Genomic DNA, 15,888 nt, shown 5'->3' with positions numbered 1-15,888 from the left:
AAAGATGGTCTAATCTCTTAAAACCTTATATAATTTAATTTGACATCAAGATATCAAACCCTTTAAATTTGAAAATAAACCTTAAAATGGATATAATAGAACCGATTCTTTTTATCAAGATTTGCATGAAAGGAACATGACTTTGGTAAAAACATCATTATTAACTCAAATTGAAGAAAAAAGAGAAGAGTTGATGAAAGTTGTCTTGCATAATGGGATGACATCAACAGTGACCATCGAACATAGCCAGCAGCTAGATCATCTCCTCTTACAATATCAACGACACTTACACTCAAACTCAGCCAACTAATGATATCTCAAGATAGAAACAAATGCCGCACGATTTTAGAAAAGTTGATATGTGTGACAATAAAAGAAACAAAAACCTCTGCTCACAAGGGGTTTTTTGTTTTGTCTTTAACGGACGGTTCACGGCAAAATAAAAACCACTTTCCCTGCTTTATTCATGCAAGTACAGTGGTTTTATGCGTCTGATGAAGGTGACTTCAATAAAGAAAGGACATCGCTTGTCCAATCTTTAGGGACCATGTTCCATCTATGATCATAATAACGTACGTATTATTTCGCTTGGTTGTTCATGGCTTTCATCATTTGATTGATTTTCTTTTGGGACGGTTTCATGCCCATTTGCATCATCATCATTCGAAGCATTTGTTCATTAATTGGTGGATTCTTTTTCAAGTAGCTCATCATATACTTACGAGCAATAAAGAATCCGAGTGCAACTCCTGCAAGCAGTGCAACAACGCCTACAAGGATGACAACCCATAAATCCATAATTCTTCCTCCTTCATGTTGTCTCGTATAAAGTGTACTAAACAAAAGGCTATTATACAACATTTCACGTTCAATTTTATTTTTTTAAACAAAATTCATCACTTTTACCGGATTGAGCCACCCATGCTTCTTTGATCCAAAGTCCATAGCCAGGAAACAAGGACTAATTTTTCTGAGTACTTCAAAAAACACCGCTTCTGCCTCATAACTGCCTGTGGCAGACATTTGAATGTAACGGTCTTTTATAATGAATGCGGCTGTGCCTTTTCCATCTGGCAGCGATGCACTGTATATTGAGCCTATTTGTGTATAGTGAATGTTGGTTAAATTGTTCATTAAACGCTGGTGCATATGAAAAGCAGGGATTCGTTTCGTTACATAATCCACTTGCTTAACAAGCATGACTAATTCGTCATCACTGCGGTTCGTCCAGTGTAACGATTCAAACAAATGAAACAAAATAGATTCTCTACCAAAATAATGATGAGCAAACTCATCCTCAATCCAATAAATATAATAATGGCGTTCCATGTCTATCCCTTCCTTTCACATTTCGTCAATCTCGCTTATTGCTTGTATTATACAAAAATGTGAAAGAAAGAATTGTCTATATATGAAGCAAGAAGAAACTAGTTTTGTCAAAAAAACAAGAAAAAAGAAAAAAGTTTGCAGAGCATAGTGAAAAGCTCTGCAAACCGACTGCAAAAAAGCATGATGCTTGGAGACTGATTATTTATTCAGCTTTGCTTTTACGCGGCTCACCACGTTGCTGACAGTGAAACCGTATTTTTCAATAATGGTTTCGCCTGGTGCAGAAGCGCCAAATTTATCAATCGCAATCACATCGCCATCAAGGCCAGTGTAACGTTCCCAGCCAAGTGAAGCACCCATTTCGATTGCAACACGTGCTCTCACTGCTTTAGGAAGAACGGACTCTTTGTATTCGTCTGACTGCTCATCAAAGCGATCCCATGCAGGTAAGCTCACGACAGAAACGCGAATGCCTTCTTTTTCAAGTGCTTTTTGCGCTTCAATGGCTAAACCTACTTCAGATCCTGAAGCAAGTAGAAGAGCTTCTGGCTGTGCATCAGCTGCTTCAACGACGACATATCCACCTTTTTCTACGCCTTCATACGCCTTCTCTGGTGCTTGATCAATCGTTGGAAGGTTTTGACGAGTAAGAACAAGCGCTGTCGGTTTATTCGTTGAAGATACAGCAATTTTCCATGCTGCAGCTGTTTCGTTTCCATCAGCTGGACGAATCACAGAAAGGTTAGGCATCGCACGTAATGAAGCGAGCTGTTCAACTGGCTCATGCGTTGGTCCATCTTCCCCAACCGCAATGCTGTCATGCGTAAATACATAAGTGACAGGAAGTCCCATCAATGCAGCAAGACGAATGGCAGGTCTTAAATAGTCTGAGAAAACAAAGAATGTTCCGCCGAATACACGAAGTCCGCCGTGAAGTGCCATACCGTTTAATGCTGCACCCATTGCGAATTCTCTCACACCAAACCAAATGTTTCTGCCAGCGTAATTCTCTCTGCCAAAGTCAGTTGTATCTTTGATTGTTGTTTTATTTGATCCAGCAAGGTCAGCAGACCCGCCAATAAAGAATGGTACTTGTTTTGCAATGCCATTTAATACTTCTCCAGAAGAAGCACGAGAGGCAAGGCTTGAACCTGCTTCATAAACAGGAACCTCTTGATCCCAATTCTCAGGAAGTTTTCCTTCAATCGCAAGCTTCAGCTGAGCTGCTAGTTCTGGATATTCTTTTTCATATTGCTCAAACAGTTCATTCCACGCTGCTTCTTTTTTCTGTCCAGCGTCTTTAACAGCTGTTTTGAAATGATCGTACACTTCAGAAGGTACATGGAAATCTTCTTCAAACGTCCAAGAATAAGCTTCCTTCGTTAGCTTCGCTTCCTCACTGCCAAGCGGTGCACCGTGCACCCCAGACGTTCCCGCACGGTTTGGAGATCCGAAACCGATTGTCGTCTTCACTTCAATAAGTGTAGGTTTGTCTGTACTTTGTTTGGCTTTTTCAATGGCAGCCGTCACTTCGTCAATGTTATTGCCGTCTTTTACATAAAGAACTTCCCAATTCATCGCTTCAAAACGATTCTTCACATTTTCAGAGAAAGAACGATCGAGGTCGCCATCTAAAGAAATGTCATTTGAATCATAAAGAACAATTAAACGGCCTAAGCCTAAATGACCAGCAAGTGAAGCAGCTTCAGAGGAAATGCCCTCCATTAAGTCTCCATCTCCGCAAATGCTGTATGTATAGTGATCCACAACATTAAAGTGATCTTTGTTATACGTTTCTGCAAGATGTCTTTCTGCAAGTGCCATTCCTACAGCCATCGCAATCCCTTGTCCTAAAGGACCTGTTGTCGCATCTACACCCTCTGTATGTCCAAACTCAGGATGTCCAGGTGTTTTGCTTCCCCATTGGCGGAATTGTTTTAAATCTTCGATGCTTAGATTGTATCCGCTTAAATGAAGCATGCTATATAAAAGCATAGAGCCATGTCCCGCAGATAACACAAAACGGTCTCTGTTAAACCAATTTGGATTTTGCGGACTTACGTTTAAGTGATTCGTCCATAAAGCGTATGCCATTGGTGCAGCGCCCATCGGCATTCCAGGGTGACCGGAATTCGCTTTTTCAATTGCGTCTATGGAGAGAGTACGTATTGTTGCAATAGATTTCAATTCAATCGTTTCCATATAAATCCCCTTCCGTATCTTGTGTACACCATTATCATAAATCTACTGTCCTTTTTTCACAACTATTTCACGCCGAAAAAGAAGGATTTTGTCACATTTAGTTTATCGATCACCTAAAAACTTATGCAAATATGAAAAAAGATGAGAATATTCCTCCCATCTTTTCAAAAATAAAGAAATGATGACCTTTAATGAAGATTCTGGTCTCTTTCTCTTTTTAATTTTTCTGGTGTGACATCGTTTCCTTCTGGATCGACGATTTTCACGGTTTTGAGTGTATTTTTCATAGAAGAACGAAAAGCCTTTAAATATTCCTCTCTTAATTGCTTCTGTTCTGCTTTCTCAGCGTCCGACAAACCGGCCTCTTTCGACTTTTTTGAAAGCTCATTGATTCTTGCAAGCTGTTCTTTAGAAATCATGACAAACTCCTTTAAAACATTTTCTCTACATACTACTAAATATCAGTCATTTTTACAACAAATCACGCTTTAAGTCGCAAGCCCTTTTTCATATTCTTGGTATCTTCTATGGACGGTTGCTTTTGAAATGTCAAAACCAAGTGCCTGCAATGTCACTGCAATTTCAGCGAATGTCATGTTGTTTTTTCTTAATCGAACAATTTCAGAAATCGGTACTTCAATACGTTCGCGGCCAGGTGCTTGCTCTTGGTGTTTTAAATTTAGTTCGGGTTGATACCCTCGCTCAACAGCTTTTTTCATCCCACGCTTAATTTTCAAATTATGAATTTTCCGCTGATACTCTTCTACAACGCCTACAATTTCAATGACCATTTCATCTGCTTCTGAAAGCTCAAGCTCTCCTCTATGAAATACGCTGTACACCTTGACTTTTTCTTTAAACAGACAATGAAGAAGAGCGATTTTCGCCTGCCCTCTTCCAAGGCGTGTCTCATCTTGAATGAGAACAGCATCGATTTCTTCCTCTTTCAGCGCAGCCAGCATGTCAAAAACACCGTCACGATCAAGATCGTATCCACTCGCTTTTTCTTTAATCACTTTGACTACATTCATCTTGTGCGCTGCAGCTAAAGCAAGCAGTTCTTCTTCTTGTCTTTTAAGCGAGGTTTCTTGCTCTTCTTTGGCAGTACTTACTCTCGCATAAATGATTGCATTCATGTCTTCAATCGACCTTTCTACTGTACTGTTGCAAGTTGATATACGACTGGATGCTCTTTTTTAACTGGAATTACAAGGATATCTCCCGGCTGGATGTCAGTTGAAGCGAGATCATTGTGTTCAGTTACCCAGTCAATAAAAGCATTTTTATCGATTGATTTACTGTCGTTTACTTGATCAGCTAATCCCCAAAGAGTATCACCTGATTGAACCTCTATTTTAACATATTGATTTGGATCATTATGGCTAGTGACTGCAATAAGTGAGAGAAATATGCCAACGATGAATGAGAATAGCCCAATAAAAATAATAGATTCCTTTAACCTCATAATGTCATCTCTCCTAATAGAATGTGTGTTCGTTCTTTCTGACACTCATTATAAATACGAACAAACGTTTCTGTCAAACGTTTTTTTCGAACCTATGTTTGTACTGTTAGGAAAAACATGCTATAATTTCTTTAAAATTGACGTTTTGAGGTGCAAAAGATGACGAAGCTATCAAAAAGACAACTCGATATCCTGAAATTCATAAAAGAAGAAGTAAAAAGCAAGGGTTATCCCCCATCCGTTCGTGAAATTGGTGAAGCTGTCGGTCTAGCATCAAGTTCAACTGTCCATGGACATTTAGCTAGACTAGAAACGAAAGGTTTAATTAGAAGAGATCCAACGAAACCTAGAGCGATCGAAGTACTAGATGAAGAGGAAATGAATATTCCAAAAAGCGCTGTAATGAATGTTCCAGTCATCGGAAAAGTCACAGCAGGCTTGCCTATCACGGCTGTTGAGAATGTAGAAGAATATTTCCCACTTCCAGAAACTTTTGCAGCGCCAGATGAACAAGTATTTATGCTTGAAATTATGGGAGAAAGTATGATTGATGCAGGTATTTTGGACAAAGACTACGTCATTGTGCGTCAGCAAAGCACTGCCAACAATGGAGATATTGTGGTGGCTATGACAGAAGAAGATGAAGCAACAGTGAAACGTTTTTATAAGGAAGATACACACTTTAGATTACAGCCCGAGAATCCATCAATGGAACCGATTATTTTACAGAATGTGAGTATACTAGGTAAAGTGATTGGCGTATTTAGAAATATTCATTAAAAAAAGCCGGTATTTCATCAATTGCTGATGAGAGCCGGCTTTTTCTTTTATGAACAAGAATATGCAAGAATACTAGAGCTTGGGAACGAGCCAAATGTAAAGTTCGGCCATATGAAACCCGTTGTACGGCCAAAAGGCTGCGAGGAAAGAACATACATGAGAAATACTTGACCGTTTCTAAGGAACACAATGGTCCACCTTCTATTACATCCAGCTGCAAATTGAACCGTTTGCTGGCTTCCGCCTACACTCTGCCCTGCAATGAGCGGCTGCATACTTTGAGGCTGAGAAACTGCTTGTTGATATTGCGAGATGATATGCTGCGGCGGGGCTGGCGGGACCGACTGTCCTCCTGCACCTTGCCCTTGCCCAGTCCCTCCGAATGGCAATCCGGGAAATCCTCCAACTTGAGAAATAGGAAACGCCGGCATGCTTTGTACCTGCCGATCGTACAAGTGCCCATTCCACGTACCTTCATATGGATTATACATACTAAACACCACTTTCTTAGACATTCATCACGACAGTATATGTCATACATAAAAAAAGAGTGTTGAGGAGACAAATAGAAATCTTTCCAAAAGACGTTTTATTCTTCTTTAGAACGGTTAAATATTAATGAGGAAGAAAAAAATAAAAAAATGAAAACTTTTTGTCTCCCTCAAACGTTATATATGTAGAAAGAAAAGAAATAAAAAACATTTAGATTTAATACTTGTAATACCTCTGTAACTATTGTAACATTTGTAACATAAGAAGTTTTCATTGAGAAAAGGAGGCAATCGCCTTGAAAAAATTATTTGTTTTATTAACCGCTATTATGCTTATGATCTCATTACAAACAACAACACTGGCCGCTTCCAAAAAATCAGCCGCTTTGACAAATAAAGAAGCGTTACATATTGCCCTTGATGCAAGAGAACACTTTTGGAGTGCGATGTCAGGCTACAACATTAAAGAGCATTCAGATTACAAATTAAAATCATTTACTTATAAAGATATGACTTACAACTACCTGTCTAAAACATTTGACACAAAGAAAAAACTAAACAGCTATCTATCTCAAGTTTTCACAAAAGATGCCATTACTCACGGTTTAAAAGACTATCAGTTCATCGTTCATAAAGGAAAAATGGCTGTGCCAGTTGGTGATGGAGACAATATGCTTAATTGGGATAAGGCAACACCTAAACTCGTCTCTAAGAAAAGTACAATCCGCACATACGAATTCACAGTTCCAACACTTGATGGACGCAAAGTAAAACGTACTGTCACTTTCGAGAAAGTACAAAACGAGTGGAAAGTAACAAAAATTGACGCTGTGATCTAAATAAAAACCAGGCCGTTTACTAGGCCTGGTTTTTATATGGATGAAAATTCAGTCATACGATCTAAAGCGTGAGCAAGTGATGAAGCCGTTTGAAATTCATTAAAAGGAAGTCCAAGCTGTACAGCCGTTTGAGCAATTTCTGGTCTAATCCCTGAAATGGTCGTATCAACCCCAATTAACCGAAGTGACGTGACAAGATCAAAGATTTGATGTGCTACCATCGTATCAATGATGACGACACCTGATAAATCAATACATAAATGTTGAACACCTTTTTGCGAACACTGTTTTAATGTATTTTCTAAGATAATCTTTGCTCGCGCAGTGTCAATATCTCCAACTAAAGGCAATAAAGCAACATGACTTTTTAACACAATGACTGGGGAACTCAGCTCATAAATCATGTCTCTTTGTGCAACGAGTTTTTTGGTGGTATTTTTCACATATTGCTGAATAAAGACATGAATTGAAATGTTAAATGCCTCAGATATCAAATCATACCAATAAAATATTCGATCAATGTCAATATCACCTTGATGCTGTTTTATAAACTCTTTTAAGTAATGAAGAACCACTCTTTGATTGGACATATATTCTCTCACGACGTAATCTAATGGTGTGTTCAAGTGCTTCGGATCACTTGCCAAGTCTTCAGACCATTTTTTAAATTTCGTATGTAAATACGTCTTGTCTTCAATAAGTGCGCGGATAAAATGCTGATAATAATCTTGATTTTGCCGTTTAAGCTCTGCTATGATGCTGGAATCTGTTGAACGATAAATGGATTCTGGATCATCATCCTCAATTGATTCATACCATGTTTCAGTCAGTTTCTCTGCATGTTGCATGAAAAAATCGTATAATGCACGGTTCTTTTCCATAAGCATATGTCCCTTCACATTTTCTACTTGTCAGTCTTTGTACCTGATGGATTGATTGTACCATTGAATCTTTTGTACCTGCTAGCTCGAATACGCTCCTGTTGAACAAAAAGAGCCCCTCTCAAGGAGCCTCTTGTCTATGTTTATTTAACAATAAATAAAATTCGTTTCCCGTCAGGATACCCGCTGATTTGATGCCCGACCCATGAACCAGCGCCTCTATTATCTGATGGACTGACATATTGAACGCTCGCCCCCTTTCCTCCTTCAAGACACACCGCCATCGGCCATTCATCCCGGTCAAAACCAGGTTTTGTGGGAATTCCTTTTAATGATTCTTGCCTGCGGGCATCTGCCCCATTTCGGTCAATGGTACACACGTCTGAGTGCCCTTTTCGAATAGCTTCTTGAATATGACTGCCTGTTTCAGGATACCGTTCCTTAGGAAATTGAATCACATGATCATAACGATCTGCTCCTTTTGCGGAACGATCCTCTCCAAAACCACCTAATAACACACCCATCCAAATGACAAAACAAAGAACGACAGCAGCGATCCAGCCTTTTCTCATCTTCAAAAGCTCGTGACCTCCTCATACTTTTGATGAAATGATGTTGACTTGAAGGGAATGAGTCATTTTTAATGTATGAGTGGCTGAGTGATGACATGTGAAAAACATGAGCTGAATCTTCCTGGATACTGATCCATAAGAAAAAACGAATGATCTCTTCATCATTCGCCTTGTTCTACTTAAGATATTTCATCTACTCTATATAATGTTTCGTTTTGTGAAGACATCTCGGATGGCATCCCCTCTTCAGCTGATGTGGATCGTTTATATTCTTCAGATGAGATGACTGTACTATGTGATTTAATCCAGCTAACCAATTTGCTGTTAGCTGATGACTGATTGTCTGGTAATAAAAAGTATTTCACCTTTCCTTGTTGAATAAGTGCTTTTAATTTGTTGACATTCAAAATAGGATCTGTCCCATTAAAACCGCCTAAAGCCATGACATTCTCATCTTCATCAATGATATATGGCGCTGCGGTAACAGTTGTAAGCGTTGCAAATAAATACGTTTCACCTGTTTGATGAGCCTTTAAATAAGTGAGTAAGCCTTGATCGACACTAGATGTAAACATGTTCCCACCTCGTGAACTAGCCAGCTGTACACCTGCCTCTGGAAGAACAGCATTTCCACCATATATGATTGGGGTGGCGGACCAAAAACCTGGAAACAGTAACAGCGTTGTCAAAGCAGTGATGAGCAGTCGTTTCATGATCAATTGTTTTTCTCTGTACATCAGCAATAGGATAGCGATACTTGTTCCCGCAATGGCAATGGCATACATCCAAATACTACTGATTTGAGTCGTATAGTTACTCAAAATATACCCTTGGAAGATGGCTGTAACAGCGATTGCTGCTGGAAGCAAATACGCAGATATTCCTTTGTTTGCCTTAAATAACTCTCCCATCTTCTTAGCTCCTATGCCGCATAGTGCTGCAATAGGCGGGGCAAGCATAATGAGATAGTAATGGTGAAAGAAACCCGCAATACTAAAGAATCCGGCAGCAGGAATCAACCATGCTGTCCAAAACATCGTTTGTTTCCATTCATTTAATTGAGCTTTTCTCTCCTTCCACCAGCTGATGATCATCCCTAAAAGCCCAAACAAAGCAAACGGCAACATCCAGCTGATTTGACCTGACAATGCAGATTGAAATAAACGAAATATACCGGGATTCCCAGTGCCATACATATTCATACTTTGTTGACCTACAGCACTTCCAGGCGGAGAACCACCACCTGGACCATGTTGAGGTGGCATCATTTGATTTTGGGATGGAGGCGGCTGATTTCTGTTTGACTGATCCTCTGACGAATTCCCTAATCCAGAATTGTCTGGCATCATCATACCTGCTTGCTGGTTCATGTCACCAAAGGATTTCCCTGTCGTCTGACCAAGCAGCCGTTCCGTGCCGTTATACCCGAAGGCAAGTTCTAACACTGAATTTGTTTGGCTGCTTCCCACATAAGGACGCTCACTTTCAGCTGTCATATCTACAGCAACTGCCCACGATAGAGATAAGCAGACTAATACGACGATCGAGCATAAGAGAGAGAAAATTTTCTTTTTTAACGGTACGCGAGCAGCAATGAAATAGTAGAAAATAAATGCTGGAACGACCATAAACGCTTGCAGCATCTTCATATTAAATCCTACCGCTACCAAAGCGAAGGCCATAAGAAGCCAGCGCATCTTTCCGCTTTTTACAGCACGCATTAAGAAATACGTACCCGCAAGTAATGTGAAGACGAGCATACTGTCTATATTGTTTGTTCTGCTCACAGCTGCGGCAATTGGCGTGAGAGCCATAACGGCCGCTGACACCCTTGCAGCACCTTGACCGAAAGCCGGTTTTATTATGAGATAAAGAAGAAGAACAGACCCCACTCCAGCAAGTGCCTGCGGCAATATCACACTCCATGTATGAAAGCCAAAAATAAGTGCACTGATGGTTTGAATCCATAAAACGACGGGTGGTTTATCAATTGATACGAATCCAGCTGCATCAAATGAGGCATAAAAAAAGTGATGGAAGCTTTTGGACATACTTTTGACTGCAGCTAAATAATATTGATTGGCACTGTCATTCTGCCAAATTTGATAAGTGTAGAGAAAAGCTGCAATCAGTAAAATCAACAACAATATCATATCTATTTTTTTATTTTTCACTCATATCTCTTCTTTCTTTTTCATTTATTTCATTCAGCATAGCTTGTAAATATGAAATAGTGATGAACAAAAAAAGAAACTTTTCTGCATTTGACGATAAAAAAAGCCTGTCCCCTGTAAAGGAAACAAGCTGATTGTTCTATTTTTTATTGCGCCTTCGCATAGTTGATAAATTCAACAAAGGCAGCCGTCGCTTTTGGTCCGCCGTTGATCGTTCCGTTTGAATAACCCGCATTATGGACCCCGACGATTTGTTGGTTCTGATCTAGCATCGCAGAGCCTGAGTTTCCGCTAAATGTATCGATCGTATAGTATGCGAGATTCGTATCTTCTCTCGTGACTGGACCTGACATTTCCCATTGTGACACTTTGCCAGTCGATCTCATTTTATCACCTGGATATCCAGAAATTTTAATCGTTGTACCTGTTAGATTTGTCACTTGACGAATAGAGCGGTAGCCGACCGTATTTCCAATGTTCGTATCTGTTTTAATGACGGCAAAATCATATTGACTCGCCCCCGTGTTGATATATCCGCTTGGTACATAGAATTCGGTCATGTTTGCTGAGCCGTTTACAGCCGTGCTGTCATTCATGCCTGGGTAGACAGACCCTTTTGCACTATAACTTCTTGTGGCTGTATTGTAGACGCAGTGTCCGTTTGTCAATATTTTGTTTGGAGCAATGAGTGTTCCAGTGCAGCTAGATCCACCAAATGTAATATAAGCAATAGAATTATAGGGTGCTACTCTTGTATTCGTCACTTTTGTTCTACCATCGTCTCCAATGACTACTTTTGTTTGAAAGTCTTTTAAATATGTTGTGAGTGGTTTTACTTTTTCGCCAATAGTAGAAGAGAGATCATCCACTTTGTCAAAGGATGAGGGGGTTTTCATATCGTTGTGGAAGTCAGCTGAAGAAATCACCTTTCCGTCAGAAGTCACCATGTCATAATCAGACGTAAGTACTGAATCAGATGCTGCATGGGCAAAACTAGGCACACTTAAAGCACCAAAAACGAGTAGAGAAGGGATTAATTTTTTCACCTTTTTCATCATATTCCTCCTTTATGTCCTATATCAAAAATGATACGATTGTTTCATATTGGAGTAAATGAGAGAATATTCTTATTTTTTACAAAATATTTCATTTGTAAATTAGGTGTTTCGTATCTTCCAAATATTTATTCTAGCGATCTCTCTATGAAAAAAGAAAAAACCGCCATTTTGGCGGTTTCAAGATTGTTGACGAAGGGCTAAAATGTGATTTATTTTAGCCCTTTGTCTTCTTTTCAACATGATCAGCTCCATACATCTTTTACATATCTGTTGTCATTGGCTAAAGATGTCAGCCATTGTTCAGCTGTTTCTTTCGCACACTGTTTCTCAGTCTGATACAGTTCAATAAGTGTTGCCTCGACATCTGGTGCCATGACCTTTCCATCCCCGCAAATATACAGGTAGGCGCCTTTGTCGAGCAATTCAATGAGCTTGGCTCCATCATTTTTAATGAAGTGCTGGACATACACTTTTTGCTCCTCGTAGCGAGAGTAAGCACGGTGGATGGTGACGACTCCTTTTTCTTGTGCAAGCTGCATTTCGTCATAATACAGATCATCTTCATGCGGGTGGCGGCAGCCAAAATAAAGATGGGCTTCACCTAACGACTTCCCTTCATTTTGCCATGCTTCCCTTGCCTGAATGAACCCTCTAAACGGGGCGATACCTGTTCCTGGTCCAATCATGATCATTGGTATTTCAGGAGAAGGCGGCAATTCGAATCCTGCTTGAGCTTCATGAAGGAAGCAGGCCACTTCATCTCCTTCTTGCAGTCCGCATAAATAGTTTGATGCGACGCCTGCGTATTCACCGCGTCCGCTCCATGATTTTCCTTTCACAACAGCTACTGTGATACTAAGCCTCTTTTCATCCACCTTTGGCGAACTGGAGATCGAGTAATAACGAGGCTTCAATCCTGGTAAAAGGGCTAAGAAATGATCAAATGGCAGTTCACATGCTTCGTACTGTTCTAGTAAATCAAGCATGGTCACACGCTTCTTTAATACAGCTTCTTGATAAATTTCTCCCGCCATTTGTTCAAGTTCAATACGATGAGGTGGGCATACCGTATATTTTGCAAGATCTCTTAGCTGAGTACGTGTCACAGGCTCTTGTAGCTCTACATGTGACGCCAGCAATTCTCCGACTTGAATTGGCTGATTTAATGGTAAATGACTTGCTTCTTTTTCCGAAGAGAGTATCATATGCTGCTCTGGATCCAGCTTAAAACGATCGGTCACTCGCTGAACGAGTGTTGCACTATTTTTTGGCACGATTCCGATATGATCTCCTTCTTTATAGTGCTTGCCTTCAGGTAATTGAAGTTCGATATGCCTTGTTTGGCGGGTACTTTTTTCAGATTGTAATTCTTGATTTTTCAATACAACAGCTGAAAAGGCACCGTATGTTTTAGCAACAGGACGTTCCACTAGCTCATTCGTATATGCAATGGATAGGTTTGGCTTTTCTTGACGTTTCTCCTGCAAGGTTAATTTGAATTCTTTTGCAAGCTCATTGAAGACTGTCTTCTGGAATGTTTCTTTATCTTCATCCATATCACCGCCCGCATCGCCTTCACCAATATCCGTTACACGCTTCGCCCCTTTTCTTTCAAGTGCTTCATCAATCAGACGAGGAATACGCTGATACGTGCTCGCCCAATTTCGATCCCCGCACCCAAAGACTGCAAATGTCACATTTGATAGATCCTGCTCCTCATCCTGCGTTACCCAATCCACAAACTGTTTCGCATGATCAGGCGGATGACCGTTGTATGAAGCCGTTACAATTAAAACTGCGCCTGACTCTGGTAACTTTCGAGTATAATCATCAAGCGGTGCCGTTGTCACGTCAAACCCTTTTGCTTTCCCGTCTTCAGCAAATTCGTTTGCCATCTGCTTTGCTGTGCCCAGATTTGATCCATACAAGACCAATAGCGGTGTTCCATGACTCGCTATTTTCACTTCATCAGATGCCGTGCTTTTCTTCACTTCTTCTTTCGGAGGCGTCATAAAGAATTGCTGCTTTCTTGGCCGCACTTTGATTTTAAAATCATTCGGCTTAATCGTCAGGGATTCTTTTAAATCCAGTTCATACGACGTATGGTCAATCAGTTCAAGGTTGTGCAGAACCATCGCCAGAACCATCGTGGCTTCATGAAGGGCAAATTGCATCCCAATACATGCACGCTGGCCATTTCCGAACGGTTTATAGGCATGCTGTGGAATCTTTTCAGGATGCATAAAACGTTCAGGCTTGAATTCTTCTGCATCCTTCCCCCAAACCGCTTGATCCCGATGTATTTTAGGAAGCAACACACTGACACTTTGGTTTTTTTTGATCGGATATTTCCCTCCAATGACTGTATCCTCTTTCGCATAAAGAGAGAACGTAGGCGCCGTCGGCCAGAGGCGAAGTGCTTCATTTAAGACCATACGCGTATAACTTAGTTTTTGAACCTGTTTAAATGTCGGCAGTCCGCCTTGTAGCACGTCGTCTGCTTCTTGTACGGCTTTTTTTAATTTGTCTGGATTCTTTAGTAAAAAATAAATCGCAAATGACAACAATCCACTTGTTGTTTCATGACCTGCTATTAAGAAGGTAATGATTTGATAACGGATATTTTCATCTGACAGGCGTTCACCTGTTTCAGGATCCTTTGCATGTAGCATGAGAGAAAGTAAATCATTGCCCGTTTTATCTTGTTTTTTCCGTTCTTGAATAATGTCATCTACTAATTTCTTCATAAATTCAACATCTTGTTCAAATTCTTTTCTTCTTTTGATCATTAATTTATCTGCGACCGGCAATCTGCTTGCTTGATCCATCGCTTCATTTAAGCCATTCAGCATGCTTTCAATAAATGGATGTTGATTTTCTTTGTAAAAGCTGTTAAATCGAAAATCAAAACCGCATAGCCCGATCGTATCTAAAGTGAGCTTTGTCATATCCTCTGCTACTTCAATTTCTTCATCACGGCCCGTTCTTTGCCATTTTTGTACAAGCTGTGTGGCAATATCGAGCATCATCTCATGATAGCCCTTCATGGCCTGCTGGCTAAACGCCGGCATCAAGATGTGATGAGCCTTTCTCCAATTCGGCTCTTCTGTCCAACTTGTGAATAACCCATCCCCTGAAAATGTTCTCACTTTATTGAGACTGCTTCCAATGAATTTATCAAAACGTCTCTCATCAAATACTTCTTTGGCAAGTTCATGGTTGGAAACAAAAATACTTGTTGCTTTTGAAAATTCAAACTGAAAGATCGGCCCTAATTCATCTGCCAGCCGCCAAAAGGTTTGAGAAAGCTCTCCTTTTTTGATATGAGGAATATTTTTTAAAGGTCCGTATGTTTTTGGTTTTGGAATGATTGATGTTTGTTGCATGTGCCCACTCCCTTTATTTCTTTATGATGCAACGCTAATGGCACGCCATAAACATTGCTCAATATCTTCTAAAAATTCAATCGTTGGCTCAATTTCCTCTGCTAAAATCTGTTTATGAAGCTGAACGAACGCTCCAAATACAATGGATAAAATCGTTCTCCCTGAAAGATTTGGATGAATTCCATCCTTTTTGCCTTCTTCAAAAATATGAAATAGCTCATTTAATAGCTGCTGCATCTTCTCTTTACTTGTCTCATCTAAATAGTGTGAGCGTTTGTCAATTTCTAAGAAGTACAGACCACTTGGATTCTCTTTTGTAAAGAGCACTAAGCAATAAAAGACATGTTTGAAATAAGCCCTGATACTTGCTTTAGGGTCTGGACTGTTTGTATTCACCTTGTCGATAAATGCAGTCAGGCTTCGCTGGTATAAAATGTTCACAAGAGCCTCTTTACTATCAAAATAACGATAAATGGTTCCTGCTCCAACATTGGCTCTTTTCGAAATCATCGGCATCGTTGTACCGTCAAAACCCCGTTCAATAAATAAGTCCAGAGAAGCCTTCATAATCTGCTCCTGTTTATCAGTAGTTGCTGCGGGCATTTCATCCTCTCCTTTCGATTTATTAGGAATGAATGTTCATTCCGCTTGGTGTATATTATATTAATATTTTAAATTCATCTATTTATACTTAAACATACTTATTTTTCT

The 15,888-nt window shown here is 39.9% G+C and carries 16 protein-coding genes; 3 read left to right on the top strand and 13 right to left on the bottom strand.

What is annotated here, in order from left to right; all coding sequences use genetic code 11:
- Window positions 1-142: 142 nt before the first annotated feature.
- The gene (locus NSQ52_RS08945; protein ID WP_008343814.1) at window positions 143-310 is read left to right on the top strand and encodes an aspartyl-phosphate phosphatase Spo0E family protein; all 168 of its coding nucleotides are present in this window, start codon (window positions 143-145) and stop codon (window positions 308-310) included.
- Between the two features lie 269 nt (window positions 311-579).
- Here the strand turns inward: NSQ52_RS08945 and NSQ52_RS08940 are convergent, their stop codons facing one another.
- The 6 genes from NSQ52_RS08940 to yneA all read right to left on the bottom strand — a co-directional run bounded on the left by NSQ52_RS08940 (window position 580) and on the right by yneA (window position 4,996).
- Window positions 580-798: a YneF family protein gene (locus NSQ52_RS08940; protein WP_003212379.1), complete on the bottom strand. Its 219-nt coding sequence runs from the start codon at window positions 796-798 to the stop codon at window positions 580-582.
- An 84-nt stretch (window positions 799-882) separates the two neighbouring features.
- Window positions 883-1,329 carry a sporulation inhibitor of replication protein SirA gene (gene sirA / locus NSQ52_RS08935; protein ID WP_041507216.1) on the bottom strand — a complete coding sequence of 149 codons (447 nt, stop codon included), beginning with the start codon at window positions 1,327-1,329 and terminating at the stop codon, window positions 883-885.
- A gap of 198 nt (window positions 1,330-1,527) precedes the next feature.
- Entirely contained in the window at window positions 1,528-3,531 is a 2,004-nt protein-coding gene (gene tkt, locus NSQ52_RS08930) for a transketolase (RefSeq protein WP_047946227.1), read from the bottom strand.
- Between the two features lie 188 nt (window positions 3,532-3,719).
- On the bottom strand, window positions 3,720-3,950 hold the full coding sequence (locus NSQ52_RS08925; RefSeq protein WP_061419189.1) for a DUF896 domain-containing protein: 231 nt from the start codon (window positions 3,948-3,950) through the stop codon (window positions 3,720-3,722).
- A 69-nt stretch (window positions 3,951-4,019) separates the two neighbouring features.
- Complete coding sequence (locus tag NSQ52_RS08920; protein WP_017359583.1) at window positions 4,020-4,667, bottom strand: recombinase family protein; 648 nt, start codon at window positions 4,665-4,667, stop codon at window positions 4,020-4,022.
- A 17-nt stretch (window positions 4,668-4,684) separates the two neighbouring features.
- Entirely contained in the window at window positions 4,685-4,996 is a 312-nt protein-coding gene (gene yneA / locus NSQ52_RS08915) for a cell division suppressor protein YneA (RefSeq protein WP_007499348.1), read from the bottom strand.
- A 159-nt stretch (window positions 4,997-5,155) separates the two neighbouring features.
- Here yneA and lexA point away from each other — a divergent pair, with 159 nt between their 5' ends.
- Entirely contained in the window at window positions 5,156-5,776 is a 621-nt protein-coding gene (lexA, locus tag NSQ52_RS08910; protein ID WP_007499350.1) for a transcriptional repressor LexA, read from the top strand.
- Between the two features lie 47 nt (window positions 5,777-5,823).
- Here the strand turns inward: lexA and NSQ52_RS08905 are convergent, their stop codons facing one another.
- Window positions 5,824-6,267: a hypothetical protein gene (locus tag NSQ52_RS08905; RefSeq protein WP_144678736.1), complete on the bottom strand. Its 444-nt coding sequence runs from the start codon at window positions 6,265-6,267 to the stop codon at window positions 5,824-5,826.
- 296 nt (window positions 6,268-6,563) lie between these two features.
- Here NSQ52_RS08905 and NSQ52_RS08900 point away from each other — a divergent pair, with 296 nt between their 5' ends.
- Window positions 6,564-7,106 (top strand): IseA DL-endopeptidase inhibitor family protein, encoded by a 543-nt coding sequence (locus NSQ52_RS08900; protein ID WP_017359584.1) that lies wholly within the window; start codon window positions 6,564-6,566, stop codon window positions 7,104-7,106.
- Window positions 7,107-7,138: 32 nt separating this feature from the next.
- Here the strand turns inward: NSQ52_RS08900 and NSQ52_RS08895 are convergent, their stop codons facing one another.
- The 6 genes from NSQ52_RS08895 to NSQ52_RS08870 all read right to left on the bottom strand — a co-directional run bounded on the left by NSQ52_RS08895 (window position 7,139) and on the right by NSQ52_RS08870 (window position 15,780).
- On the bottom strand, window positions 7,139-7,987 hold the full coding sequence (locus NSQ52_RS08895; RefSeq protein ID WP_017359585.1) for an STAS domain-containing protein: 849 nt from the start codon (window positions 7,985-7,987) through the stop codon (window positions 7,139-7,141).
- 143 nt (window positions 7,988-8,130) lie between these two features.
- Window positions 8,131-8,511: a NucA/NucB deoxyribonuclease domain-containing protein gene (locus tag NSQ52_RS08890; protein WP_234891323.1), complete on the bottom strand. Its 381-nt coding sequence runs from the start codon at window positions 8,509-8,511 to the stop codon at window positions 8,131-8,133.
- A gap of 227 nt (window positions 8,512-8,738) precedes the next feature.
- Complete coding sequence (locus NSQ52_RS08885) at window positions 8,739-10,733, bottom strand: glycosyltransferase family 39 protein (RefSeq protein WP_342474072.1); 1,995 nt, start codon at window positions 10,731-10,733, stop codon at window positions 8,739-8,741.
- 146 nt (window positions 10,734-10,879) lie between these two features.
- Entirely contained in the window at window positions 10,880-11,788 is a 909-nt protein-coding gene (locus tag NSQ52_RS08880; protein WP_045034804.1) for a trypsin-like serine protease, read from the bottom strand.
- A 245-nt stretch (window positions 11,789-12,033) separates the two neighbouring features.
- On the bottom strand, window positions 12,034-15,177 hold the full coding sequence (locus tag NSQ52_RS08875; RefSeq protein ID WP_342474071.1) for a bifunctional cytochrome P450/NADPH--P450 reductase: 3,144 nt from the start codon (window positions 15,175-15,177) through the stop codon (window positions 12,034-12,036).
- 21 nt (window positions 15,178-15,198) lie between these two features.
- The gene (locus NSQ52_RS08870; protein ID WP_007499369.1) at window positions 15,199-15,780 is read right to left on the bottom strand and encodes a TetR/AcrR family transcriptional regulator; all 582 of its coding nucleotides are present in this window, start codon (window positions 15,778-15,780) and stop codon (window positions 15,199-15,201) included.
- Window positions 15,781-15,888 lie beyond the last annotated feature (108 nt).

This window comes from Bacillus sp. FSL W8-1141 (assembly GCF_038593205.1).
Lineage (GTDB): Bacteria > Bacillota > Bacilli > Bacillales > Bacillaceae > Bacillus > Bacillus altitudinis.
Note: the sequence above shows the minus strand (reverse complement) of the source record. Positions and strands in the feature narration are given on the sequence as shown.